This window comes from Streptomyces sp. ALI-76-A, assembly GCF_030287445.1.
Lineage (GTDB): Bacteria > Actinomycetota > Actinomycetes > Streptomycetales > Streptomycetaceae > Streptomyces.
This window is the reverse complement of the sequence record NZ_JASVWB010000002.1, coordinates 7,517,041-7,536,600: the sequence shown is the minus strand read 5'-3', so window position 1 is coordinate 7,536,600 and position 19,560 is coordinate 7,517,041. Positions and strand designations below refer to the sequence as shown.

At 70.9% G+C, this 19,560-nt stretch carries 40 protein-coding genes and 1 pseudogene; 2 read left to right on the top strand and 39 right to left on the bottom strand.

Features of this window, described 5'->3' with window-relative positions:
- Positions 1–54: 54 nt before the first annotated feature.
- Positions 55–270 (top strand): hypothetical protein, encoded by a 216-nt coding sequence (locus tag QQS16_RS34540; RefSeq protein ID WP_286065989.1) that lies wholly within the window; start codon positions 55–57, stop codon positions 268–270.
- Position 271: 1 nt separating this feature from the next.
- Here QQS16_RS34540 and QQS16_RS34535 read toward each other — a convergent pair whose 3' ends face one another.
- From QQS16_RS34535 to QQS16_RS34465, 15 genes are all read right to left on the bottom strand, one after another.
- Positions 272–442, bottom strand: coding sequence for a hypothetical protein (locus QQS16_RS34535; protein WP_286065988.1), 171 nt, complete (start codon positions 440–442; stop codon positions 272–274).
- 242 nt (positions 443–684) lie between these two features.
- Positions 685–819, bottom strand: a complete 135-nt coding sequence (locus QQS16_RS34530) for a hypothetical protein (RefSeq protein WP_286065987.1) — start codon at positions 817–819, stop codon at positions 685–687.
- On the bottom strand, positions 816–1,304 hold the full coding sequence (locus QQS16_RS34525) for a hypothetical protein (protein ID WP_286065986.1): 489 nt from the start codon (positions 1,302–1,304) through the stop codon (positions 816–818). Before QQS16_RS34525 ends, QQS16_RS34530 begins: the two co-directional genes overlap by 4 nt.
- Before the next feature lie 103 nt (positions 1,305–1,407).
- Positions 1,408–1,605, bottom strand: coding sequence for a hypothetical protein (locus QQS16_RS34520; RefSeq protein WP_286065985.1), 198 nt, complete (start codon positions 1,603–1,605; stop codon positions 1,408–1,410).
- Between the two features lie 66 nt (positions 1,606–1,671).
- Positions 1,672–1,932: a hypothetical protein gene (locus tag QQS16_RS34515; RefSeq protein WP_286065984.1), complete on the bottom strand. Its 261-nt coding sequence runs from the start codon at positions 1,930–1,932 to the stop codon at positions 1,672–1,674.
- Positions 1,929–2,204: a hypothetical protein gene (locus QQS16_RS34510; protein WP_286065983.1), complete on the bottom strand. Its 276-nt coding sequence runs from the start codon at positions 2,202–2,204 to the stop codon at positions 1,929–1,931. The genes QQS16_RS34515 and QQS16_RS34510 overlap by 4 nt, the downstream gene beginning before the upstream one ends.
- Positions 2,201–2,380: a hypothetical protein gene (locus QQS16_RS34505; RefSeq protein WP_286065982.1), complete on the bottom strand. Its 180-nt coding sequence runs from the start codon at positions 2,378–2,380 to the stop codon at positions 2,201–2,203. The genes QQS16_RS34510 and QQS16_RS34505 overlap by 4 nt, the downstream gene beginning before the upstream one ends.
- Complete coding sequence (locus QQS16_RS34500) at positions 2,377–3,300, bottom strand: hypothetical protein (protein ID WP_286065981.1); 924 nt, start codon at positions 3,298–3,300, stop codon at positions 2,377–2,379. Before QQS16_RS34500 ends, QQS16_RS34505 begins: the two co-directional genes overlap by 4 nt.
- A 94-nt stretch (positions 3,301–3,394) precedes the next feature.
- Complete coding sequence (locus QQS16_RS34495) at positions 3,395–3,979, bottom strand: hypothetical protein (protein WP_286065980.1); 585 nt, start codon at positions 3,977–3,979, stop codon at positions 3,395–3,397.
- Between the two features lie 50 nt (positions 3,980–4,029).
- Complete coding sequence (locus tag QQS16_RS34490) at positions 4,030–4,470, bottom strand: hypothetical protein (RefSeq protein ID WP_286065979.1); 441 nt, start codon at positions 4,468–4,470, stop codon at positions 4,030–4,032.
- A gap of 98 nt (positions 4,471–4,568) precedes the next feature.
- Positions 4,569–4,991, bottom strand: a complete 423-nt coding sequence (locus QQS16_RS34485) for a DUF4326 domain-containing protein (RefSeq protein ID WP_286065978.1) — start codon at positions 4,989–4,991, stop codon at positions 4,569–4,571.
- Positions 4,991–5,368, bottom strand: coding sequence for a hypothetical protein (locus tag QQS16_RS34480; RefSeq protein WP_286065977.1), 378 nt, complete (start codon positions 5,366–5,368; stop codon positions 4,991–4,993). The genes QQS16_RS34485 and QQS16_RS34480 overlap by 1 nt, the downstream gene beginning before the upstream one ends.
- A 287-nt stretch (positions 5,369–5,655) precedes the next feature.
- Positions 5,656–8,280 (bottom strand): hypothetical protein, encoded by a 2,625-nt coding sequence (locus QQS16_RS34475; RefSeq protein ID WP_286065976.1) that lies wholly within the window; start codon positions 8,278–8,280, stop codon positions 5,656–5,658.
- The gene (locus QQS16_RS34470) at positions 8,277–8,594 is read right to left on the bottom strand and encodes a hypothetical protein (protein ID WP_286065975.1); all 318 of its coding nucleotides are present in this window, start codon (positions 8,592–8,594) and stop codon (positions 8,277–8,279) included. The genes QQS16_RS34475 and QQS16_RS34470 overlap by 4 nt, the downstream gene beginning before the upstream one ends.
- Positions 8,591–8,857, bottom strand: coding sequence for a hypothetical protein (locus tag QQS16_RS34465; protein WP_286065974.1), 267 nt, complete (start codon positions 8,855–8,857; stop codon positions 8,591–8,593). Before QQS16_RS34465 ends, QQS16_RS34470 begins: the two co-directional genes overlap by 4 nt.
- 147 nt (positions 8,858–9,004) lie before the next feature.
- On the opposite strand from QQS16_RS34465, the gene QQS16_RS34460 reads away from it, so the two are divergent.
- Entirely contained in the window at positions 9,005–9,304 is a 300-nt protein-coding gene (locus tag QQS16_RS34460) for a type II toxin-antitoxin system prevent-host-death family antitoxin (protein WP_286065973.1), read from the top strand.
- A gap of 2 nt (positions 9,305–9,306) precedes the next feature.
- On the opposite strand, the gene QQS16_RS34455 is transcribed toward QQS16_RS34460, so the two are convergent.
- The 24 genes and pseudogenes from QQS16_RS34455 to QQS16_RS34340 all read right to left on the bottom strand — a co-directional run bounded on the left by QQS16_RS34455 (position 9,307) and on the right by QQS16_RS34340 (position 19,501).
- Entirely contained in the window at positions 9,307–9,558 is a 252-nt protein-coding gene (locus QQS16_RS34455) for a hypothetical protein (RefSeq protein ID WP_286065972.1), read from the bottom strand.
- Positions 9,559–9,635: 77 nt separating this feature from the next.
- A complete protein-coding gene (locus QQS16_RS34450; protein ID WP_286065971.1) occupies positions 9,636–9,959 on the bottom strand; it encodes a hypothetical protein in 324 nt (107 codons plus the stop codon).
- Positions 9,960–10,099: 140 nt separating this feature from the next.
- The gene (locus QQS16_RS34445) at positions 10,100–10,561 is read right to left on the bottom strand and encodes a hypothetical protein (RefSeq protein ID WP_286065970.1); all 462 of its coding nucleotides are present in this window, start codon (positions 10,559–10,561) and stop codon (positions 10,100–10,102) included.
- Between the two features lie 61 nt (positions 10,562–10,622).
- On the bottom strand, positions 10,623–10,940 hold the full coding sequence (locus tag QQS16_RS34440) for a hypothetical protein (protein ID WP_286065969.1): 318 nt from the start codon (positions 10,938–10,940) through the stop codon (positions 10,623–10,625).
- Between the two features lie 188 nt (positions 10,941–11,128).
- Positions 11,129–11,356 (bottom strand): annotated as a pseudogene (locus QQS16_RS44055) (WhiB family transcriptional regulator); the annotation flags it as partial.
- Positions 11,353–11,751, bottom strand: a complete 399-nt coding sequence (locus QQS16_RS34430; RefSeq protein WP_286065967.1) for a DUF6248 family natural product biosynthesis protein — start codon at positions 11,749–11,751, stop codon at positions 11,353–11,355. The gene QQS16_RS34430 and the pseudogene QQS16_RS44055, both read right to left, overlap by 4 nt.
- Positions 11,748–12,347: a hypothetical protein gene (locus QQS16_RS34425; protein WP_286065966.1), complete on the bottom strand. Its 600-nt coding sequence runs from the start codon at positions 12,345–12,347 to the stop codon at positions 11,748–11,750. Before QQS16_RS34425 ends, QQS16_RS34430 begins: the two co-directional genes overlap by 4 nt.
- Positions 12,344–12,709 carry a hypothetical protein gene (locus tag QQS16_RS34420; RefSeq protein ID WP_286065965.1) on the bottom strand — a complete coding sequence of 122 codons (366 nt, stop codon included), beginning with the start codon at positions 12,707–12,709 and terminating at the stop codon, positions 12,344–12,346. Before QQS16_RS34420 ends, QQS16_RS34425 begins: the two co-directional genes overlap by 4 nt.
- A complete protein-coding gene (locus tag QQS16_RS34415) occupies positions 12,702–13,031 on the bottom strand; it encodes a hypothetical protein (protein ID WP_286065964.1) in 330 nt (109 codons plus the stop codon). The genes QQS16_RS34420 and QQS16_RS34415 overlap by 8 nt, the downstream gene beginning before the upstream one ends.
- Positions 13,028–13,327 (bottom strand): hypothetical protein, encoded by a 300-nt coding sequence (locus QQS16_RS34410; RefSeq protein WP_286065963.1) that lies wholly within the window; start codon positions 13,325–13,327, stop codon positions 13,028–13,030. Before QQS16_RS34410 ends, QQS16_RS34415 begins: the two co-directional genes overlap by 4 nt.
- The gene (locus tag QQS16_RS34405) at positions 13,324–13,770 is read right to left on the bottom strand and encodes a hypothetical protein (protein ID WP_286065962.1); all 447 of its coding nucleotides are present in this window, start codon (positions 13,768–13,770) and stop codon (positions 13,324–13,326) included. The genes QQS16_RS34410 and QQS16_RS34405 overlap by 4 nt, the downstream gene beginning before the upstream one ends.
- A complete protein-coding gene (locus QQS16_RS34400) occupies positions 13,770–14,393 on the bottom strand; it encodes a 3'-5' exonuclease (RefSeq protein ID WP_286065960.1) in 624 nt (207 codons plus the stop codon). The genes QQS16_RS34405 and QQS16_RS34400 overlap by 1 nt, the downstream gene beginning before the upstream one ends.
- Positions 14,390–15,229 carry a recombinase RecT gene (locus QQS16_RS34395; RefSeq protein ID WP_286065959.1) on the bottom strand — a complete coding sequence of 280 codons (840 nt, stop codon included), beginning with the start codon at positions 15,227–15,229 and terminating at the stop codon, positions 14,390–14,392. Before QQS16_RS34395 ends, QQS16_RS34400 begins: the two co-directional genes overlap by 4 nt.
- The gene (locus QQS16_RS34390) at positions 15,226–16,131 is read right to left on the bottom strand and encodes a YqaJ viral recombinase family nuclease (protein WP_286065958.1); all 906 of its coding nucleotides are present in this window, start codon (positions 16,129–16,131) and stop codon (positions 15,226–15,228) included. The genes QQS16_RS34395 and QQS16_RS34390 overlap by 4 nt, the downstream gene beginning before the upstream one ends.
- Positions 16,131–16,430: a hypothetical protein gene (locus tag QQS16_RS34385; RefSeq protein ID WP_286065957.1), complete on the bottom strand. Its 300-nt coding sequence runs from the start codon at positions 16,428–16,430 to the stop codon at positions 16,131–16,133. Before QQS16_RS34385 ends, QQS16_RS34390 begins: the two co-directional genes overlap by 1 nt.
- The gene (locus QQS16_RS34380) at positions 16,427–16,696 is read right to left on the bottom strand and encodes a hypothetical protein (protein ID WP_286065956.1); all 270 of its coding nucleotides are present in this window, start codon (positions 16,694–16,696) and stop codon (positions 16,427–16,429) included. The genes QQS16_RS34385 and QQS16_RS34380 overlap by 4 nt, the downstream gene beginning before the upstream one ends.
- A complete protein-coding gene (locus tag QQS16_RS34375) occupies positions 16,693–16,968 on the bottom strand; it encodes a hypothetical protein (RefSeq protein WP_286065955.1) in 276 nt (91 codons plus the stop codon). Before QQS16_RS34375 ends, QQS16_RS34380 begins: the two co-directional genes overlap by 4 nt.
- Positions 16,965–17,441: a hypothetical protein gene (locus QQS16_RS34370; RefSeq protein WP_286065954.1), complete on the bottom strand. Its 477-nt coding sequence runs from the start codon at positions 17,439–17,441 to the stop codon at positions 16,965–16,967. Before QQS16_RS34370 ends, QQS16_RS34375 begins: the two co-directional genes overlap by 4 nt.
- The gene (locus tag QQS16_RS34365; RefSeq protein WP_286065953.1) at positions 17,438–17,836 is read right to left on the bottom strand and encodes a hypothetical protein; all 399 of its coding nucleotides are present in this window, start codon (positions 17,834–17,836) and stop codon (positions 17,438–17,440) included. The genes QQS16_RS34370 and QQS16_RS34365 overlap by 4 nt, the downstream gene beginning before the upstream one ends.
- Positions 17,833–18,117: a hypothetical protein gene (locus tag QQS16_RS34360; RefSeq protein ID WP_286065952.1), complete on the bottom strand. Its 285-nt coding sequence runs from the start codon at positions 18,115–18,117 to the stop codon at positions 17,833–17,835. The genes QQS16_RS34365 and QQS16_RS34360 overlap by 4 nt, the downstream gene beginning before the upstream one ends.
- A complete protein-coding gene (locus tag QQS16_RS34355) occupies positions 18,114–18,386 on the bottom strand; it encodes a hypothetical protein (RefSeq protein WP_286065951.1) in 273 nt (90 codons plus the stop codon). Before QQS16_RS34355 ends, QQS16_RS34360 begins: the two co-directional genes overlap by 4 nt.
- Entirely contained in the window at positions 18,386–18,844 is a 459-nt protein-coding gene (locus QQS16_RS34350; protein ID WP_286065950.1) for an HNH endonuclease signature motif containing protein, read from the bottom strand. Before QQS16_RS34350 ends, QQS16_RS34355 begins: the two co-directional genes overlap by 1 nt.
- A complete protein-coding gene (locus QQS16_RS34345; protein ID WP_286065948.1) occupies positions 18,828–19,259 on the bottom strand; it encodes a hypothetical protein in 432 nt (143 codons plus the stop codon). Before QQS16_RS34345 ends, QQS16_RS34350 begins: the two co-directional genes overlap by 17 nt.
- Entirely contained in the window at positions 19,256–19,501 is a 246-nt protein-coding gene (locus QQS16_RS34340; protein ID WP_286065947.1) for a hypothetical protein, read from the bottom strand. Before QQS16_RS34340 ends, QQS16_RS34345 begins: the two co-directional genes overlap by 4 nt.
- Positions 19,502–19,560 lie beyond the last annotated feature (59 nt).

Below are 19,560 nucleotides of genomic sequence, written 5' to 3'. Positions count from 1 at the left end.
ACCGACAGACGCCCCCCGCATGCGCGGCCACCTCGCCGGGGTGACGCTGGGGTCATGGCTTCCGACCGCCCCGTGATCGTGTACCCGCCCTCCGAGACGGGCGGCCGCCGGGTGCGTGTCGACGGGAAGATCCTCGGGACTGCGTACTCGTTGCAGGATCTGACGGTGTTCTTGCAGCACGCCGGCCTGGAGGGCTGGGACGAGCTGGACGTCGCCGGGTCGGGGCTGATCGAGTGGCGGGGTGGCGGACCAGACGTGTGGGAGCACTGACCTACTCAGGGTCCTCCACCGCGCGGAGCTGGCGCTCGCGGCCCCATTCCTCCATCGCGTCGAGGATCTCGTCGTCGCTCTTCCGGTCAGGGGTGTCGGTGTCCTCGACGACGGCGATGACGCGGCGGTCGTCGGGGTATTTGCGGCTGATGACACGGTGGCTGTCGGGCATGGGTCCCCCTTGCCTGGTGCGTGGGGGTTCAGGCTGCCTGTGCGATGGTTTCAGGTCAATGGGGCCGACATCTTTCGGTTCGGCCGGGTGTGGGCTTACGGTCGTGGTCCTCGCGAGGGGCACCCTTGGGGGTGCTCGGCCCGCCGGCCGTAGGGGTACTGGCTGGCGGGCCGCGTCGTGTTCGAATGCGTGAGCGCCCCCTGCCGCGCAAGGGGCGCTCGCGACACAGGATGCCACGCAGGTCAGTCCTGCGGGTGGCTGCTGCCCTGCCCCATCGGCCAGCGGCGGCCGCAGCGCACGCATTCGTACTGGCCGCCTTTGACGACCTTCACCCATCCGGGGCGGCCCTTGCTGCTGCACGGGACGACGGCTGTCACGGCTGCTCCTGGTCGGGGATGGGCCACCAGCGGCAGCCGCGGTCGTCGGCGTGGCTGCCGGAGTGTCCGGGTGGGAGGACGCATTCGGTGGGGCGGGTGGTGAGGAGTGTGGTGGGTGCAAGGTGGCCGCAGTGCTCGCGGGGTTCGGTCGCTTGGGTCGCTGCCGGGTTGTTCACGGTTGTTCGCCCGGGTTGTTCAGCGTTGTTCGTCAGCTCGTCGATCACGCTGATCACGAGTCGTCCGATTGCTACGCCGGGTCCGGTATCACCTGCGTCGATGGCGGCCTGCGCCCACGTCCGCACCCGGGCGATGGCCTCGGTGTCAGTGCGCTCCCGGTGGAGCAGCTGGTCGGCGGCGCGGATCTCGGCTTCGACGTGCTGGCGGAGGAGGGCGCCTTCGTCGGGGTTGACGAGGGCGCCGCGGGCTGCGCGGTCGAGGAGGTTGCGGAGGCTCGCTCGGCGGATGTCGCGCGCGTCGTCGGTCATGTCCAGTCCCGTGGGATTCCGGTGAAGCGGCAGATGGTGGCGGTGGGGTCGTGGCGGTGGCCGCAGCGGCAGCGCCAGGGGCGGGCGTGCGCGGGGACGAGAGTCACGGCTGCACCTCGGGGTCGATCAAGTCGGCGTCGGCCTGGACGGTCAAGTGCACCGGCTCCACCGCTCCTGGGTCGTAGTCCCGGTGGCGGATGGTCTCGGCGAGCATGTGGGCGTGCTCCCGGAGGACGAGGTCGGCGAAGCCTGCGGAGAGGCCGGCGCGGAGGAGACGGTCACGGGGCGACGGGGCGGTCATGTCTGGTTCCTTGCTGGTTGGGGGCGCCGGGCCGGGGTGGCGGGACCCGGCGCCACGGGGGTGGGGTCAGTTCGTGGGCCAGAGGAAGATCGCGGGCACCGCGTCGTCTGGGGCCTGCGTCCAGTCGTCGGGGTTCCGTTCGGCGAGGCGCTGGGCCTCGGGCATGTAGCGCTCGCCGGACCAGGTGGTGTCGGCGAGGTACATGGCGTGGTCGGCTTCGACGAGCGGGGAGTGGCCGTTGCCTTCGGCGTCTTTGGCGAGGACGACGAGGGTGTTGTCGGGCAGGTTGAGGGCGTCGAGTTGGGCGCGGAGCTCGGCGAGGGTCATGCGGCGTCCTTGTCGGTTCGGGCCCACGTCGGGGCGGGAGCGGCTGTGTGGCGTTCTGACGGCTTGTGAGGCTCGGGGAGCAACGCGGGGGCCTCGGAGTGCTGTACGAGCGCCCTGACCCCCGCCACGCCCCGCCACAGCGCCCGGCACGCCCACACCACGGCGGCCACCACCGTCCACCCGGCGAGCGTGGCCACCGCCGCGGTGAGGACGATCCACACGAGGAGCGCCCAGCCGAGCGTCCACACGGTGTCGACCGCCTCGGCGATCACGACGGGTCCTCGCTGTCCAGCCAGCGGGTCGCGGCGAGGTAGGCCGTTGCCTGCGACGGGTCGTCGGGCAGGTCGTCGGACGGCTGGGTCTCTCCGGGGTAAGCCTGCTGGGCGGGCGGTGTCCGTTGGGCGAGTGCGGTGAGGGCGGCGGTACGGCGGTCGGCGAGGCTCGTCACGGCCGGGTCTCCTTCGGCTGCTGCTGTGCCCCGACGGCGGGCTTCCGGCTGGGCAGGTACTCGCAGGCGCATCCGTCGGCGCAGCCGTACACGCTGTGCTCGGCGTCTGGGTGATCGCACTTGCAGGCGCCGGGGCAGCGGACGGGCCGTATGTCGGGCTGCGGCTCCCAGGAGTGCGGGCCGTGGGGGCGGTTGAGGACGGCGGCGCTGCACCGGGCGGCCTGCTGCGTCTCGCCGCCGGTGTGTCCCGTGTCGGCGGGCACGGACTCGGCAGCCATCCGGCGCAGCAGGCCTGCGCCGTCCATCACGCCGCCGTTCCAGGCGTCGCGGTACGTGTCGTAGCCGTAGTCGTTGCTGTCCGTGTCGTAGTCCATGCGGCCCAGTGCCTCGGCGGCTTCCTCCAGCACGGCGGCACGGTCGGCGCGTGCCTGAAGAGCTGCCGTCCTCCAGCGGGCGATGACCTCGCCTGCGGCTTCAGGCGTCAGGTAGTCGCCGCAGTCGCAGCCTGTGATCTCGGTGATGCACACGTCCTCGAAGTGCTGCTGTTCCGCGTGCCCGCAGATGCAGACGGAGGCGGCCCGGTCGGCGGTCGGCGGCAGCACGGCCAGGACCGCGTCGGCGTGCTCGCCGTACTCGTCCGGTTCGATGCCGTCGTCGTCGAACTCGAAGCCGCTGGCCTCACAGATGGCGCGGCGGAGCGCGTCGCGGAGCGCGGCCCGGTCGGTGGCGGGCGCCACGGCAGACACGGTCAGCCGCGGCAGCAGCCAGGCGGCGGCCTTGCGGTAGTCGTCCCGGATACGGCTGCCGGGCTCGCCGGCCAGCTGCTGCCAGGTGGGGTGGTCGGTGCCGTAGACGTGGACGTCGGCGGCGCACAGCATGCGCGCCCAGACTTCGACGGCGGGGGTCGGGTCGGTGGTCATCGGTGGCTTCTTTCGGTCGTGCCCGGCGGGCGGGCTAGGGTCGAGGGGCGGCCGGCCGCCGCTGGGTCGAACAGCGGCGGCCGGTGCCACGGGGTCATTCGTCGTCGACGTCGCCGGGGACGACCACGTGCCGGTTCGCGGGCTCGTGACCGGCGGGCAGGATGCAGCCCGCACCGGGGGCGTCGCCCTCACCGAAGGAGCACCAGGTGCCCTCCTTGGGCTTGGGCAGGCGCGGCTCGATGTACGTCCGGCCGCGGTTGTAGTGCGGCACCGGGTCGGCGGCCGGGAGCATCACGCGCTCGTGCACGTCGAGCTCCTCGCCGTCGCGGGAGTAGGTCGGCTCCGGCTTCTCGTGCTCGTCCCGCCACTCGGCCAGGTCGAACGGCGACAGGTCCTCGGGAACGGGCTCGTCGTACTCGTCCTCGGTGATCCCGGCCTCGTCGAGTTGGACGGGCGTCATCTCGTTGACGATGTGCTCGGTTGCGGCCTCGACCTTGAAGGCCTCCGGCTGCTCGATGTGCCGGTAGGCGTCGGCGAGTTCTTCGAGGCAGGCGACCATGCGCTCCTGCCACGCGGTAGGCATCGACTGCATGAGCGTGCGGTGGAGGACCTGGTAGTTGCTGTAGCTGAGGCTGAACCAGGTGTGGATGGGGCCGTCGGTGGGGTTCTGCGTGGTCATGTCGGTGGTGGTCCTTTCCGGGGTGGGGTGTGATGCCGGCGGCGGCAGGATCAGGCGGTCGGAGCGGCGGTCTCCAAGTGCACGGCCTCGATCACCGAGGCGCGCATCTCCTCCGGCATCGCCGGGTGAAACGCGAAGTGGATCCGCACCCCGATCACGCCGTTGGCACTGGGGATGTCGACGTGCTCCTCGTCGGGGACGAGGCCATCCGCGCCGAGCGCGACGGCCCACCCGGAAACGTCGGCAGCGCCGCGGATCAGATCAGTTACGGCGCGCTGCGCCTTCGCGTACTCCGGAGTTTCATCGCCGTCGGGCTCCAGCAGCTCGACCCAGGTGCGGGCGCTACCGTCCTCGCTGGTCTCGACGGAGGGGACGTAGCCGGACTCCATCACCTCGCCGACCAAGCCTTCGTCTGGCTGGGCAGTGAACTGCTTGTGGATGCGGGCGGCCTCGGCTCGGAGGTCGTCGTCGGTGTACGGCTGGTTGGTCATGACGCTGGTGGTCCTTCCGGGGTTGGTGTGGGGTTGCTGTTGGCCACGCGGTAGGGATCGTTTGTGCGGGGGGCCGGTGGGAGCGGGGGCGGCGGCGGTCAGGTGGCGGGCTGGTTGGCGATCTCCAGCAGCACGTCGGCGTGGCAGGGCTGGTCGGTCGGGCACCAGCACATGAGGTCGCGGCCGGCCAGCTCGGCGCGTGCCGCTTCGGCCAGGGATGGACGCTGCTCGATGAAGCGGCGGTACATGGCGACGGCTTGCTCGCGGGTGGCGTCCTGGACGAGGTGCGAGGTGATGGTCTTGTCGGGGTGGACGTAGGCGTGGTGCTGGCCGGAGGTCTTGCCGAGGCGGCCTTCGTGCTCCCACTCGGAGCCGTCGAGGGCGGGCGTGCGGATTTGGGTGCAGGGGTTGCCCCAGCGGGTGCCGCGTCCGACGTAGACGGCGCCGGCGGGTGCGCGCCAGCCTTTGGTGCGGCGGCGTTGGATGCGGCGGGGGCCGTCGAGGGTGGCCTGTCGACTCATCACTCGCTCCAGCCGAGGAGCCGGAAGGTGGTGCCCTGCTCTTCCATCTCTCGCTTCTCGGAGCAGACTTCGGACGCCCAGACCAGCCGGAGGATCGCGGCTTCGGCGAGCGGGGTCGGCGGGCTGGTCTGGTACTCGCCGTAGAGGAAGCCCTCCTCGTCGACCCAGACGGCGTTGTGGTCGGGTGTGGGGCGTTCGGCGGGCGGGGCGATCCCGGCGGCGACGGCAGCGGCGAGCCAGGCGGTGGCCTCGGTGAGGAAGAGCTGCTGCTCGTCGGGCTTGAGGTTGTCCCAGCGGGCGGTCGAGCCGTAGGGCTGGTGGCCGTGTTGCTGGCGGGCTTCGGCGAGTTGACGGATGCGGGGGTCGGTGTTGGTCATGGGCGTGTCTTTCGTGGGTGGGGTGGTGGGTGGGCTGGGTGGTGCGGGCAGGCGGTTGCCGAGGGGAGATAGTTCACGAGTAAAGGAGGTGGACAGGTGGACAAGGTGGACGCGTGTCCACCACCCCCTGTCTCGCGTAGTGCGTGAAAGAGAAGATGTCCGTTTTGTTATAGATAGTTGAGATATTTTTGAGGCCTTCTTTTCCGACACAGGGGGTGGTGGACAGATGTCCACCTGTCCACCTCGGGGAAAAAGGTGGACGTGGACACGAGCTTGTCCACCTTCGATTAGTCCGTTTTGACACAGATCCGGTCCCCCTCCTCGAACACCCAGCCACGCGCCACAGCGAGCGACACGGCCTTGTCCGCAACCGGCCGGTCCCGGGACGCCAGAGCCTTCTTCAACGCCCCGTACGTGACCCCTCCGACCGTCGAGGCGTGCCGGCGCACAAGGTGCGCGACGCGCTCCAAGGTGAGGTCGGCGTCCTTCTTCGCAACGTGGGAGCGCAGTTCCGCGTGGACCTTCGCGTCCTCGGCACGCTGCTTTTCCGCGGCGGCCTCGCGCTGCGCCCGCAGGACGAGCGCGTCACGGACCTTGCACGATGACTCCCACGCGACCTCGGCCAGCTGCCAGTCCTCTTCGGTGACTTCGTAGCGGCCGCCATCGAGGAGCGCGAAGAGGGCGGCGAGCTTGACCTTCATCAGGCCGGCGTGGCCGTCGAGTTCGGCTACCTCGATCTCGCCGCGTCCGCGGGCGACGCGGTCTTGCCACAGCATCTTGCGGATGCGCTGCGGGAAGGTGATGTCGACCGGACGGTCAGGGCGGTGCCGGCCGGGGTGCGGCTCGATGGGGCCGGGGAATGGCGGCGGCTCGTCGGGGATGGACGGGTCATCAGCCCATCCCCAGTAGAAGCGCTGCGGGGTGCCGGTGTGCGCGTCGGCGAGGAGCACGGTGGCGATGGACGGCTGGAATCCTGCGAGGAGTCCGAGGCTGTAGGAGCCGGGGGCGATGTAGCGGGTGCGTTCCTCGGAGGCGTTGGTCTGGCCGAGGGCCTCGCCGATGGCGGCGCGTCGGAGGGTTTCGCCGAGGATGCTGCCGGAGCGTTCGGCGAGCTTGGCGAGGGTCTGGCCTTCGTCGACATAGAAGAACGCGTTGTGGCGGACCTGCTTGCGGACTTTCGCCATGACGGGGTCGCCCTTGTAGGGGCCCTTCTGGTGGAGTTCGCCGGTCGGCTCGTCGACGGTGCCCATGAACGCTTCGGCTACGCCTTCGCCGGTGCCGATGGGGAGGCCGTCGCGGAAGTCGTCGTCGGCGGGGGCCATGAGGTCGCGGACGCAGCCGGCGGCGATGGATTTGCCTGCGCCGGAGGTGCCGACCATGGCGGCGAACACGTTGAGGCTGGCGCGGCCGCCGATGCCGGTGACGGCGCGGATGTGGTGGGAGAGCATGCCGGAGAGGCGGGCGAGTGTGCTGTAGAGGACGAGGTCGCCGGAGCAGCCTTGGGAGTGGGCGGCTTGGCGGATGTGCTGGAAGATCGGGCGGGCTGCCCAGAACGTTTCGGGGAGGAGGCCGGGGCGGGCGGCGGGGGGTGCGGACGCGTCGGGCTCCGGCTCTTCTTCGTCGGTGGGGTCTTCGATGACCTGCCAGATGTCTTCGGCCGGGGGCTTGGCGGCGGGCGGGTTGCAGCGGCGGCGGATCTCGTCGAGGACGGGGGCGGGCAGGCTGCGGGGTGCGTTGCCGGAGGGCTGGTCGAAGGCGTAGGCGAGGACGTCGAGGACGGCTGCGCGTTCGTCGCCGTTGTAGTGGAGGTGGGCCCACAGGGTGGGGACGGTGAGCTTCTTTCCGCTGGCTTGCTGGCCGACGGGGAGGCCGGAGCGCTCGGACCAGTTGACGGCGACGTGGTCGTCGCAGACGAGGCTGTATTCGCTGTCAGCTGAGCCTTCGGTGCCGGCGGGGCGTAGCCACTTCTGCCGTCCGTCAGCTGCGGTGCCGCGGTAGGTCCAGCCTTCGGGTTCGAGGATGTCGCGGAAGGTGAGGCCCGCGGCGAGGATGTCGAAGACTCCGTTCCCGGCCGGGCGGGGGAAGGCGCCGTTGCGGCGGGGTGTGGTCGGGGCTGGGGTGGGGCGGCCGGTGCGTGCGTCCTGGCGGGCGCGCTTTTCGCGGGCGGCCTGGTCGAGGAGTTCGCGGGCGGCTGGTTCGAGGCGGGTGATGGCGGCACGCATGGCGGCGAGGTCGATGACGTCGCCGGTGCCGGGGTAGCTGTGGCTGGGGCGGGGCTGGTCGTGCTTGCGGTTGACGGTGCCGGGGATGCGCATGAGCCGGTCGAGGTTGCCGACTTGGGTGTCCCAGGTGCAGCCGTGGCTGTAGGCGGCGGCGCCGAGGATTGCCTGGAGGGCGGAGGTCATGTGCTCGACGGCGGCACGGTCGTCGTCGCTGATGATGAAGTTCTCGGCGAGGGTCCAGACGGGGTTGCATCCGCCGCCGGTGTCGACCCAGCCGGACGGTTCGGGCAGGCCGGCGGAGGCGACGATCTCGCGGACGTGGTCGGCGTCGAGGGGGTGGGGCATGTCGTCGAGGCCGGGTTTGTGGCCGATGTTGCCGTAGTCGCCGTCGGCCCATAGCCAGGTGAGGGCGTGGGCGAGGTCTTTGCCACCGCGTCCCTTGGTGGGGTGTTCGCGCAGGGTGGTGACCTGGGCGTAGATCCCTTTGGGGTGGCGGGTGTCGAGGTCTGCGATGTAGCGGACGGCGGAGGCGATGCCGAGTTCGTCGGTGGTGAAGCGGCGGCCGACCCAGCGGTCGGCGTCGGAGCAGATGGAGAGGAGGCCTGGGGCGTCGGCGTAGTGGTAGGCGAGGGACGCTCTGACGAGGTCGAGGTCTGCGGCCACTTGGGGCGCGTGGGGTGCTGTGGTCACTGGTGCACCGCCGGGAAGTAGTAGGCGCCGTTGGTCTGGCCGATGCAGCGGGAGTTGCGGGGGCAGAGGCGGGGTTCGCCGGTGTGGCCTGCGGGGTGGATGTGCTGGTGGTCGCAGTAGGGGCAGTGCACGACGAGGTAGAGGCGGGGTCGCTGTTCGGGATGGTGGGGGTCGCCGGTGCGGGTGGTGACGAGGTGGGCTTCGGCGGGGCGGAGGCCGTAGACGCCTTCCGGTCGTTCGGGTGTCTTTGTCTTCGCTGCCTGGACGGTGGGGGTCTCGTCATCGAAGAGAGTCAGGGGCGCGGTGGTGGTCATCGTTCGTTCCTCCGCGTGTTGATCAGTTCGTCGGCGAGGTTGGTGATGGCGTCTTTCCAGGTCCGGGCGGCGGTGCGGATGGCGGCGGGTGTGGGCTGCTGGGTGAGGTCGTGCCGGATGGAGCCGAGGACCATTTCGCGGAGCGCGTGTTCCTGGGCGCGCTGCACGTACAGCTGGTCGTGTTCCGTCTGGTCCGCGCCGGTGTCGACGGGCTGGACGGGCCACTCGCCGGGGTGGCGGTGCTGTTCGGGGTTCTCGGTCACGCGGGTGGTTCTCCTTGCAGGAGCGCGGTAGGCGGGCAGCTCGAATTAGCAGGTCAGCGCGTTATCTCTGTGGGCCTCACCTGCCTCACACCCTACCAAATTTGTGTACACATATGTTCCCTTGTGGACCTCGGATACCATGCGTGTATGCCTGCGCCCACAAGTGCTGAGAAGGGGATCCGCGAACTGCGGTCGGCCCTGTCCGAGGTCGTCAATGACGCCGCCGTCCGCGGCCGGATCACGTACATCACGAGCCACGGCCGGCGCGTGGCCGCAGTCGTTCCAGTGCCAGTCGCAGAGGACGTTGAGGCCGGCGCGACCCTGCGGGGACTGCGCCGCTACGTGGAAGAACTGCGACGCCGGGAACAGAAGCCGGACATCGTCAGGCAGCTTCGGATCATCGAAGAAGCGATCGACGCCGCCGAGCGCCGGGCCGCGGAGTCCTGACGTCACCACATCGCCCCCTCAGGCCGGCGCCCGTACTGCGCAGCCCCAGCAGGGCACCGGTGCTCGATCACCACGAGATGCCCGCAGTCGTGACGGCACCGCCACCGCAGATCCGCGCCGCCGCTGTGGAGTTCGGCGAGGCACCAGGCCAGCCGGTTCGGTCCGATGAGCGCGGCCACCCGCTCCAGCGGTATCGGTTCGGCCTCCGCGATCACGTTCAGTGCGGCGCGGTGGCCGACGAGCTGCTTGAGCACGGGTGCTCCGCACAGGTCGCAGGCACGCCCGGCCGCAGAGCGGCGGGAGTCGGCGCCCCTCTGCGGCCGGGCGCCCATCAGGCGACCTCGTCCTCGTCGTGCTGGAAGAGGGTGCCGCCGGAGGTGCGCCGGTCGTACATCTCGCGTTGCACGCCGCGGAGTCGGCCGGCGGTGATCTCGTCGGCGGCGACCTCGATCGTGGTGACGCGGACCTTCACGGCCGGCTGCTTGTCCTCGTCGGGGCCGGGCTCGGTGCGCTCGACGTGGGCGAGTTCGACGACGGCCATCCACCGGCCGCGGCGCTGCTTGAACATTTCCTCGGCGTGGGGTTCGAGGGCTTCGGCGACGTCGGTCAACACCTTGCTGTCGAACTTGACGTCGGCGTCGATGGGTTGGGTCACGGTGGTGCCTTTCTCTGGTTGTGGATCTGCGGTTGTGGTTGTGGGGTGGTGGGCCGCCCCGCCTTGGGGGAAGAGCGGGGCGGCCCGGGGTGGCGGCCGCGGCGTGGGGGACGCCGTCAGATCGGCCGCCGGTCAGGTGGTCAGCGGGGGCTGTCGCCGGTCGCCGTGTTGTCGGTGACGACCAGGTCCCACACGTCGCCGGGCTCGTCGCCGTGGGCGTGGATCACGCCGTTGACGGTGTGGTCGAACGTGAACTTCTCGAAGCCGGCCTGACCTTGGGCGTGACCGCCGGGCTTGAGGAAGTGGTCGATGAGGTACTGCATCCACTGGGTGGCGTTGTAGAACTTCTCGGCGCCGTTCCAGCGGATGCCGGTGCCCTCGTCGGTGGGCTCCCAGTTGCACCACAGGCTGGGCTGTCCCTCGGGCGGGGTGTTGTAGGCGGTGTGGCCGAGTTCGCTGTAGCCGTAGTCGGTGGTGGAGTAGGGGCCGTCGGGGCGCTGGTGTCGGCGGCTTTCGGCGAAGCGGTCGAGGTAGGCGATCTCGTGCGGGTTGAGGGGCGGGTCGACGGTGACGTGGCCTTCGAAGGCGGTGGTGTAGCCCATCGTGTTCTCCTTGGTGGGTGCCCCGCCGGTTTCCGCCCGGCGGGGCGCTGCTGTTGGGCGGTCAGGTGGTGTGGTGCACGGCGGCCTGCGCCGCGCGGTACGCCTGCGGATTCGAGCGGCGCTTCCCCGACGCGATGGCGCGGGCGTCCGCCACCCGCGAGTCGGAGATCGGGGACGGTGTCGTCCACGCGGCGGCCGGCATGCCCGGCCCGGGCGGCGGCTCCGGCAGACCACGCAGCGCGTTCGGGGTGTGGTCCGGGCAGCACGGGCCGGTGAGGTACGGGCGCACGTTCTCTCCGCTGCGGCAGTGCCGCTGCTCGGCACCGATCCAGTGCCGGCACTCGGGACGGGTGGGCCCGTCAGACCGTCGGCCGCTCATGGCGCGAGGACCTTGCTGGTGCCGGTACGGCGCAGACGGTTGTCCGCATCCGTGTTCGCCTGACGGCACGGCCCGCAGACCGGCGTCTTCTCCCGCAGGTGCTTCTGATAGCCGGGACGGGTGCCGCACTTCGCGGGCTCCCGCTTCTTCGGAGCCGGCCGGGTGCCAGCCTTGGCCCTGCTGGTGAAGCGGCGGCGCTTCTTGCGGAGTTCGTCCTGGCTCATGCCGCCCCACACACCCCAGCGTTCACCGCTCTCGATCGCCCACTCCCGGCACTGCTCGCGGACGGGGCACGCGTCGCAGACCCTTTTCGCGGCGAAGACCTGGGCGCGGGCGTGGCGGCCGGTGGCGAAGAACGCGCGCTGGTCCATGCCGGCGCAGACCGCGTGGCGGAGCCAGTCGAGGTTCGGGATCATCGGGTCACCGCCTCCCCGAACAGGCCCAGCTGTCCGGCCGGGACCGGTTGCGGGCGGCAAGCTCGGCGAGGAGCCGCAGCAGGAAGGGGAGCAGCGTCGGCCGGGGTGCTGGCGGGGTGCGGGCACGGGCACAGCAGGCGGCACGGCTTTTGCCGGGGCAGCCAGATCACCTCGGCCACACGCCAGCCGTCCCAGCCGAGGACGGCGGTGACGTACCGGTCGAGGGCGGCCTTGCCGTCGCCGGTGACGCAGATGTGGTGGTGGCCGCTTGCGCAGTTGTAGCAGGTGCCCCAGGTGCAGGAGCACACGGCGGGCCGGGGAGGGTAGTTGCCGCGGCGGCGGTTGCGCGGGGGCCAGGCGTGGTCGCGGACCCAGGCGGCTTCGAGTTCGGTCATCGCGCGATCACCGCCGCCCGCTCCGGCCACTGCACGCCGGCCAGCGCCGCACGATGGCCGTCCGGGACCTCCGCCAACGGCTGTTCCAGCCAGTGCAGACCCATCGCCCGCAGCACGAGCGCGTCCGCCTCGTCGTCGGTCTCGAGGATCGCCCCGTACCGGTGCTGCGCCGCCTCGAGGACCGCGGTCTTCCTCGAGGCTCCCGACCCGGTCGCGTACTTCGCTCGAGCGGTGGGCGAGATGACGGCGATGGGGATGTCCCGCTCGAGGAGGGCGGCGACGATCCGCCACCACAGTCCGCCGCGGTCCCACGTGCTGCCGCCGGGGGTGGCGTAGCCGATGGGGCCTTCGATGCAGGCGAGGTCGACGGTGCCGACTTCCTCGAGGACGCGGGTGGTGATGTGTTTCATGCGGGCGTTTCGCTCGAGCAGGGTGTCTTTGCGGCGCCCTTTGGTGGGGACGCGGGTGGTGCCGCCGAGGGTGGCGATGCCGGTGCCGGTGAGGCTGATGTCGAGTCCGGCGACTCGGTAGAGCGGAGGCCCGGCCGCTGCGCAGGCGGCCGGTGCCTGCGGCTGGAGATCGAACAGTGTGCTCACTGGCCACCGTCCCTCTTGGCCCAGCGGGCTGCCGCACGCTTACGATCCCGGTTACGGCCGTACAGCCGATGGGCTTCCAGGCACTTGTCACACGCCTGCTCGTCGCGGTACCGGTGCTGCTTGTAGCCCTTGAGGGTTCCGTGTTCGATCGGCTGTCGCCTGCTCGGCGTGGGGGTGCCCTTGGTGCGCTTGGCCTCGGCGTTGGCGTGACGGCAGGCGTCGTCGATCGGCTCGCCGTTCTTCACGTGCCGGGTGTAGGCAGATTGGGTGCCGCATGGGGCGATGGCCTGACCGCGGTGAGGGTCTGTGAGGCCGATGTTTTGGATGAGCTGGTCGAGTTGGGTGTCGTCGAGTTCAGGCATCGCCTGCCTCCTTCTGCTGTTCGTCGCGGACGGCCTGGCGCAGTCGGGCGAACCCGTCAGCCACGTCCGGGTTGTCGACGAGGAAGCGGACGAGGTGGTCCTCCACATCCGCAGGCAGACGCTGCCCGCGGGCGGCGTCGGCGAGGGTGTGGCCGTCGAGGCGTGCCGCTTCCTCCGCCCGCTCGTGAGCCGCGGCGATGATCCGGTCCCGCGTCGACTCCTCACGCCGGGCCCGCTTGACCTGGAAGTAGGTGGCGGCGAGCGACGAGCTGACGACGGCGAACACGATCAGCGCGGCCTCGGCGGTGGACAGGCTGCTCATCGGCCACCGCCTTCGGTCAGGCCTCGGTTGCGGCACTCGGTGCACAGCTCGCCGCCCACCCGCAGCCGGATGTGGAGGGTCGGCCGGTCCTCGGCCGGGCAGTCCGCCTCGAACTCGTCGAGGACCTGCGTCGGCCGCATCAGCTCGGCCAGCGGCACCAGACGCTCGTGCTTGCCGCGATGCCGGCCCGTCGGAACGTCGGCCGGTTCGATCCGGGTCCACGACCGGGCGGCGATCGTCATACCCACGGCGATCGCGGTGCCGGCGCCGGTGAGGGCGGTCAGGTACTGGCTCACGACGTGGCCTCCTTCGCCCACCGCTTGTCGTCGCGGGTTTCCTGCCAGTGCCGGCCATGCTCGACGCGGGCATCGTTGAGGCCGCACGCGTCGTCGAGGCGCTGCTGGAGGTGCTCTGCGCGCTGCTGCTCCGCCTCGCGGCCCAGGTACAGGCGGCCCGCGACCGCCAGGAGCCGGGCCACCCGCCGTTCCAGGCGGGCCGCATACTCGGGGTCGGCCTCGGTCAGCGAGGTGAGGCGGCGGCCGAGTTCGAGGAGCCGGCCGTTCAGGCGCCGGTTGTCGGCGTCAGCATGGGCGAGCTGCCGCAGTACCTGCTTGCGGTTGAACACGGCGGTGGCCGCGTGCTTCTCGGCGGTCTCGGCCCGCTCGCGCTGCCGGTTGGTCTCCGCGCGGGCGGCGTCCAGCTCGGCGCGCAGGCGGCGGGTGGTGGTGAGGCCGAACATCAGCACTCACCGCCCCACACCGCGTCGAACACGTCGCGGGCCCAGCGGGCGTCGCCCAGCGCGGTGTGCGCCGCCCCAGTAACCGGCGGCTCGACGCCCACGAAGCGGGACATCTCCCGCGAGGAGAACGGCAGCTCAGGCACGTCGTTCTTGCCGGGCCGTCCGCCGAAGCGGCGGATCACGTTGGCCATGCCGAGCCGGGACCCGGCCACAAGGGTGGCGATGTCGACCGGCCGGTAGTGCCACTGCACGCCTCCCGGACCGAGGAGCTTGCGCAGGAACCGGTCATCGAAGCCAGGGTTGGAGCCGACCAGGACCGTCCCGCGCAGGATGGTGAGGATCGCCTTCACGGCGTCGTCCCGACTCATCGGTACGGCGGGGATGCTGCCGGTGAACGCGGCCTGGCTGACGCGGGCGGGGAGTTGACGGCGCTCGTGCCAGCGTCCGATCCGCAGGGACTCGGGGTCGGCGAGGTCGGGGTCGATGGCGAACTCCCACACGTACTCGGTGTCGGTGGTGGGGTCTTCGTCCTCGCGGAGGATGACGGCGACCTCCCACGCCTCGCCGATCTCGGCGTCCAGGTGCGTCGTCTCGCAGTCGACGAAGGCGATCAGCGCGTTCACGGGCGGGCCCCCGATCCCGGGGTCGCGGCGGCCGGCCAGCCCGCGGCCGGCTCGTCGTCGACGAACTCCGCCTCGATCGGGCCCTCGTCGTCAGAGGCGTCCGGATCGGCTGAGGCGATGGCGGGCGGACCGGCGGCCGCCGGCAGCGCGGGAGCCTCGGCCTGTACCTGCGGCTGCTCGTTGCGCCACTCCACCGCCGTCGGCACCCACGGCTCCAGCCGCCGGGCCACGGTCTTGAGGACCATGCCCTCTTCCCACTTCACCCACGGCGAGGAAGCCCGGTCGGAGCCCTTGGACTCCTTCTTGACCTTGTCGATGTACGACCGGTTGATGACGACGACCTTCGACGTGGAGCCGTCCTCGAACACGCCGTACGCGTAGGCGCCGACGATGCGCCCGCGGTCGGAGAAGTAGTCCGGCTCGTGCTCGGGCCGGTCCATGCCGGGGTGGTACTTGAACTGGTCGTTCTCGTACACCACCTCGGCCTTGACGGCCTTGACCGCGCCGGCCCGGTAGATCCGCTCGATGATGCCGCGGTAGCCCTCGATGCCCTGGACTTCCTGGCCGAACGGCACGAGGTAGAACGCTTCGGTGCCGGGTTCGTGGCCGAGGCGGGCACATTCGAGGAGGGCGTTCATGAGGGAGCCGGGGTTGCGGGCGGCGACTTGGCGGAGGTTGGCGTCGCGGCGGAGGGCGCCGGTGGCGAGGCGCATCCACGTCTCGCCCTTGACGTGGGTGGGGAGGACGAGGGTGAGGTCTTCGCGGTGCTGGCGAACGATGGCCTCGGGCCCGTTGTCGCGGGTGGCAATCGCGTTTCCTACGGTGTTGTCGCTCATGCGGCGTTCCTTCGGGTTCGTGCAGGCATCAGGGAGTAGGTGCGGCCCTCGCGGACCGTGCGGGTGGCGATCCGCTGGCGCTCGCACACGGCGCGCTGGCCGGTGCCGATCGCGTCGAGGAGCTCGCTCTTGCAGGCGGTCAGCTCGTCCTCCGCCGCCCACGCGGAGTCCTGTGCGGCGTAGAAGCGGTCCCGCAGGGAGGTGTCGATCTCGACGTCGACCGGGTCCAGCCCGTCGGGGATCTCGCGGATGGCCTGGTAGGTCGCGGAGTGGCCGTCGATGTCGGGGCGGATGTCGCGGGCCAGGTCGTCCATGAAGCGGGCGCCCGCATCCCGCAGGAGCCGGGCTTCGGCCTCGTCGTACTCGACGACGTACTCCCGGTACTGCGACCCGGCGATCAGCACGCCGACCCAGCAGTTGCGGGCGCCGGTCACATCCATGTAGTGCAGGCACTGCGCCCGGTAGTGCACCGGGATTTCGCTGGTGCCTTCCTTGCCCCAGCCCGTGTCGTCGCGGGCGGTCTTCGCCTCGAACAGGTCCGGGCCGGCGTGCCGGTCGGGGTTGGCGATCTGCCACGGCCGGTCGGGGTGGGAGTAGGTCGGTGCGGCGGTGACGACGAGTTCGGGGTGGTCGCGGGCGAAGCGGCGGCAGATCGCGGGCTCGTGCTCCTTGCCCCAGTACATTTCCTCGGACTCCTCGACGGGTCCGATGAGGCCCTTCTTGCGGTGCCAGAGGGAGAAGCGGGACTCGTACGGGGAGAGGCCGAGGACTGCGGCGATCTCGCTGCCGCCGATGCCGTTGGCGCGGGCGGCGTGCCACTGGTCGGAGCCGGGTTCGAACCATCCGAGGACGGTGGGGCCGGCGGCCGGGGCCGAAGCCCCGGCCTGCGCGGTGGTCGGCATCAGACAGCCACCTCCGTCATGACGTGGCGCTCCCACTTGCCGCCGAAGGTGTCGTCACCGAACTTGTCCGGCGTGACCATGCCGAGCGCCTTGCCGCACTGGCAGTAGCCGTAGAACTCGCAGTCCCCGTACTCGACGATCAGCGCGTGCCCGCCGGACAGGGTGGTGGGGAAGTCGGGGTCGCCCAGCCCGGTCGGGGTCTGCGGCTCCTTGTCGGCGCGCTCCAGCAGGCTGATGGCCTCGCGGCTCTTGTATCCGTCGCGCTCAAGGGCGTCGAGGATGTCGGTGCGGGCGCTCACGGGCGCACGTCCTTCCGGGAGTTGAGCGTGTAGAAGCGGTTCGAGGGCTCGTCATGGCGTTGCAGCCAGCCCCACACCGCGAGATCCCGAAGGTCCCCGCGGGCGATCGCACGGATCTGAGCGGAAGGCACGCTCACGCCGAGAGCGCGGTACAGGCGGATGACGCGGATGGCGTTCCACCGGCCGCGCTGGCGGCGGATCTCGGCGAGGAGCAGACCGAGTCGGCCGGTCGGGCGCGCGATGCGGATGGCTGGGGCGATCTTCATCGGCTGCCACCACCCGCACCGACGTACCGGGCCGTGACCTGCACCCCGTACTCCGTCAACTCCATCCGCGACTCGAACGCCCCGGCCGGCCGGTACGGCGACCGGCCGCGGCCGACGTGACGCTGGAACGCGGAGCGGATGTCGCGGGCGATGCCCTCGGCGCTGACGGTGGAGCGGTACTCGCCGACGATCAGCCACATGTGGGGGTGGGCGCGGAGCCGGGCGGCGGTGGCGACGTGGTCGACGCGGGGCCGCTTGGACAGGAGACTCATCGGCCCTCACCCGCCTCGGTGACGTCGGTCCAGCCGCCGTGCGCCCAGTCGTCCGGGTCCAGCGCCACCGCGTGCCAGAGGTGGACGTCGTACACGGGGGCGCGCTTCCAGCCCAGAGCGCGAGGCTCCCCTGTCGTGGGGCTGGCGCTGATGGCCTCGCAGCGGAACTGCCAAGTCCCGCTGGTGTAGTTGCGGTCGACCTCGAAGAAGGTGGCGGGCAGCATCCGCAGGTTGTCGGGGCGGATCGCGCCGCGGTCGGCCTTCGAGGCGAGCTGCCACACCGGCGTCTCCTCGCGGGCTTTCTTCACCAGCCAGGCGACGACGTCTGCCTTGAGCAGCAGCCCTTCCTCGGCAAGGACTTCGGCGCGGTGGGTGTCGAACTTCTCCGCGAGGATCCGTCCGTACTCGTCGGCGCTCAGGTGCGCCGGGCAGATACGGCGGATCATCTCGACGGCCTCGTCACGGGCGCTCATGCGGTGCGCCTCCCGTCCTGCTGGCCGGGGATCATCCGCACGCTCAGCGGGTTGAACCGCCACAGCTTCGTTGCCACTGTCGACAGCTCCGCGAACAACCGCCGGGCCGTCCTCGCGTCGACCTCGATGCGAGCGGTGTCCATCGACGCGACGCCCTCGATCTCCTCGACCGCCGCATCCAACTCGCCCTCACCACGCGGGCCCTGCACCACCTCGGCCAGCGCGTCCAGTGCGGCGATCGCCTCGTCCCGGGTGTCCGGGTCGCCCCACCCCGCGACGAGGGAGACGAAGGTGTCGGTGCGGATCTTGTCGGCGCGGAGGTACCCGGCGAGGTGGTCGGAGCGGAGCTCGAAGGAGAGCGGCGGGACACTGCTGGTGGGCTCGGGGTTCTTCATCGCTGGCCGCCCTTCCCGTTGACTCCGGCCACGGCGTTCCACGCCTTGGCGTCCTGAGGAGGAAGGCCGCTGTCGGCCTCCCCGTCGACGGGCGCGCCCATCGCAGTTGCGGCGGCAGCGGCGAGGGTGGCGTGCACCTGCGCCTCAGCCAGATCGGCCATGCGGTACGCGATCCGCTCCTCGCTGGACAGGTGGGCCTTCCAGCCCATGTCCGCGTTCGCCCAAGTGCTGGCCTGTTCCGTGAGACGCTCGGCCTCGCGGTAGTGCTCGGGTCCAGTCATCGGAGCGCCCCCTTCGGGCTGGTGGTGAGGAGAAGGACCAGCGCGGCCAGGTCAAGGACGGCGTCACGGGCAGCGGCCCACGTGGGGCCGACCACGATCAGCAGCGGGTCCAGACGACCGGCCTCGACGAGGCGGCCCAGCTGGTAGCGCGGGTCGAAGTAGCCGGCGTCCGCGTCAGCGAAAGCCATCGCGAGGCTGATGAGACTGATCGCGGTCACGCCGAGGGACCCGGCAGCAGCCCACTCCGTGGGCGTGTGGGTGTCGTACATCAGCTGCCACCCCGCTTGGCCGCCCGATATGCGCGGGCCCGCTCGCGCAGGCACGTCTTGCACCGGCGGTAGTTCTTGTAGCGGTAGGTGTTTGCCTCGTCGTACGGGTGGCCCTGCGGGCAGTGGGTCTTATCGGCGTTTTGCTTAGCGAGACCGACACCTCGGAGGGTGTTCTCCCGGGACGTCACCGGTTCCAGGTGAGCCGGATTGACGCAGTGCCGAACGCGACAGCGGTGATCAAGCTGCATCCCGTCGGGGATGGGGCCGACCAGGCTCTCGTAGGTCGTGCGATGAGCCATGTGCGTCCTGCCGTGCAGCTTGTGCTCGGCGTATCCGTCCTTGTTCAAGCGGCCGCGCCACAGCCAGCATTCGCCGGTGCGATCGGTGCGCTGCATGATTCGTTCGAGCGGCGTGCCTGTCAGGCGCGGCAGTGATCTGGTGCTAGCCAAGGCGATCACTCGCCTCAAGCTCGATGATCCGGTCCCGGTCCGCGCGCAGCTGCTCAGCCGCGTCGGAGAGCGCCTCGTTCGTCGAGTGCCGCTCCGCCTCCAGCTCGGCCGCGTACCTGATGACGTTCTCCAGGACGAGACGCAGATCGTCCTTCGCCAGGCGGGCACCCAGGGCGTCCCGGGCACGGTCGAGGACGCTGTGGGAACGCGGCTCCGGGCCCGCCGGCATCGGCAGCGCATCCGCCGACCCGACAATCCCGTGCGCCGCCAACTCCGCCAGCGTCGCCATCAGATAAGGCGGGCACTTGCAGGAGTCCGTCACCGCGTACAGGCCGTGCCCGTCCTCGGTCACCGCACGACGCAGCCACACCACGCCGTCCCTCGTGTTCACGACCAGCGGGTCATGCGTCATCGGGGCGCTCACGCGGCCACCGCCTTCAACGGACCGAACGCCAGACGCACGCTGCGCAGCGTCCACGGGAATGACTCGCCAGCCCCCGCGTCGGCCGGGTCCTGCGGCGCCGGGCAGGCGAGCAGCAGCTCCCCGTCCGCGGTGCGACCGTTCGGCACCCACAGGTCGCCGTCCCGGTCGACGAACGACGGCAGCGGTCGGGGCGCCTCATGCAGCGGCAGTACCGCGCTGGGGGTCTGAGATGATGTGGCCATTCGGTGGCCTCTCCTTCTGGTGTGTAGGGGTCGCCGAAGTCGAGGGACCGTCAGCCGGC

Coding starts and splice junctions, on each gene's coding strand:
- QQS16_RS34540 (WP_286065989.1), top strand. CDS start 55: ATGGCTTCCGACCGCCCCGTGATCGTGTACCCGCCCTCCGAGACGGGC.
- QQS16_RS34535 (WP_286065988.1), bottom strand. CDS start 442: ATGCCCGACAGCCACCGTGTCATCAGCCGCAAATACCCCGACGACCGC.
- QQS16_RS34525 (WP_286065986.1), bottom strand. CDS start 1,304: ATGACCGACGACGCGCGCGACATCCGCCGAGCGAGCCTCCGCAACCTC.
- QQS16_RS34520 (WP_286065985.1), bottom strand. CDS start 1,605: ATGACCGCCCCGTCGCCCCGTGACCGTCTCCTCCGCGCCGGCCTCTCC.
- QQS16_RS34515 (WP_286065984.1), bottom strand. CDS start 1,932: ATGACCCTCGCCGAGCTCCGCGCCCAACTCGACGCCCTCAACCTGCCC.
- QQS16_RS34500 (WP_286065981.1), bottom strand. CDS start 3,300: ATGACCACCGACCCGACCCCCGCCGTCGAAGTCTGGGCGCGCATGCTG.
- QQS16_RS34495 (WP_286065980.1), bottom strand. CDS start 3,979: ATGACCACGCAGAACCCCACCGACGGCCCCATCCACACCTGGTTCAGC.
- QQS16_RS34490 (WP_286065979.1), bottom strand. CDS start 4,470: ATGACCAACCAGCCGTACACCGACGACGACCTCCGAGCCGAGGCCGCC.
- QQS16_RS34485 (WP_286065978.1), bottom strand. CDS start 4,991: ATGAGTCGACAGGCCACCCTCGACGGCCCCCGCCGCATCCAACGCCGC.
- QQS16_RS34480 (WP_286065977.1), bottom strand. CDS start 5,368: ATGACCAACACCGACCCCCGCATCCGTCAACTCGCCGAAGCCCGCCAG.
- QQS16_RS34470 (WP_286065975.1), bottom strand. CDS start 8,594: ATGACCACCACCGCGCCCCTGACTCTCTTCGATGACGAGACCCCCACC.
- QQS16_RS34460 (WP_286065973.1), top strand. CDS start 9,005: ATGCCTGCGCCCACAAGTGCTGAGAAGGGGATCCGCGAACTGCGGTCG.
- QQS16_RS34445 (WP_286065970.1), bottom strand. CDS start 10,561: ATGGGCTACACCACCGCCTTCGAAGGCCACGTCACCGTCGACCCGCCC.
- QQS16_RS34440 (WP_286065969.1), bottom strand. CDS start 10,940: ATGAGCGGCCGACGGTCTGACGGGCCCACCCGTCCCGAGTGCCGGCAC.
- QQS16_RS34430 (WP_286065967.1), bottom strand. CDS start 11,751: ATGACCGAACTCGAAGCCGCCTGGGTCCGCGACCACGCCTGGCCCCCG.
- QQS16_RS34420 (WP_286065965.1), bottom strand. CDS start 12,709: ATGCCTGAACTCGACGACACCCAACTCGACCAGCTCATCCAAAACATC.
- QQS16_RS34415 (WP_286065964.1), bottom strand. CDS start 13,031: ATGAGCAGCCTGTCCACCGCCGAGGCCGCGCTGATCGTGTTCGCCGTC.
- QQS16_RS34405 (WP_286065962.1), bottom strand. CDS start 13,770: ATGTTCGGCCTCACCACCACCCGCCGCCTGCGCGCCGAGCTGGACGCC.
- QQS16_RS34395 (WP_286065959.1), bottom strand. CDS start 15,229: ATGAGCGACAACACCGTAGGAAACGCGATTGCCACCCGCGACAACGGG.
- QQS16_RS34390 (WP_286065958.1), bottom strand. CDS start 16,131: ATGCCGACCACCGCGCAGGCCGGGGCTTCGGCCCCGGCCGCCGGCCCC.
- QQS16_RS34380 (WP_286065956.1), bottom strand. CDS start 16,696: ATGAAGATCGCCCCAGCCATCCGCATCGCGCGCCCGACCGGCCGACTC.
- QQS16_RS34375 (WP_286065955.1), bottom strand. CDS start 16,968: ATGAGTCTCCTGTCCAAGCGGCCCCGCGTCGACCACGTCGCCACCGCC.
- QQS16_RS34370 (WP_286065954.1), bottom strand. CDS start 17,441: ATGAGCGCCCGTGACGAGGCCGTCGAGATGATCCGCCGTATCTGCCCG.
- QQS16_RS34365 (WP_286065953.1), bottom strand. CDS start 17,836: ATGAAGAACCCCGAGCCCACCAGCAGTGTCCCGCCGCTCTCCTTCGAG.
- QQS16_RS34360 (WP_286065952.1), bottom strand. CDS start 18,117: ATGACTGGACCCGAGCACTACCGCGAGGCCGAGCGTCTCACGGAACAG.
- QQS16_RS34355 (WP_286065951.1), bottom strand. CDS start 18,386: ATGTACGACACCCACACGCCCACGGAGTGGGCTGCTGCCGGGTCCCTC.
- QQS16_RS34340 (WP_286065947.1), bottom strand. CDS start 19,501: ATGGCCACATCATCTCAGACCCCCAGCGCGGTACTGCCGCTGCATGAG.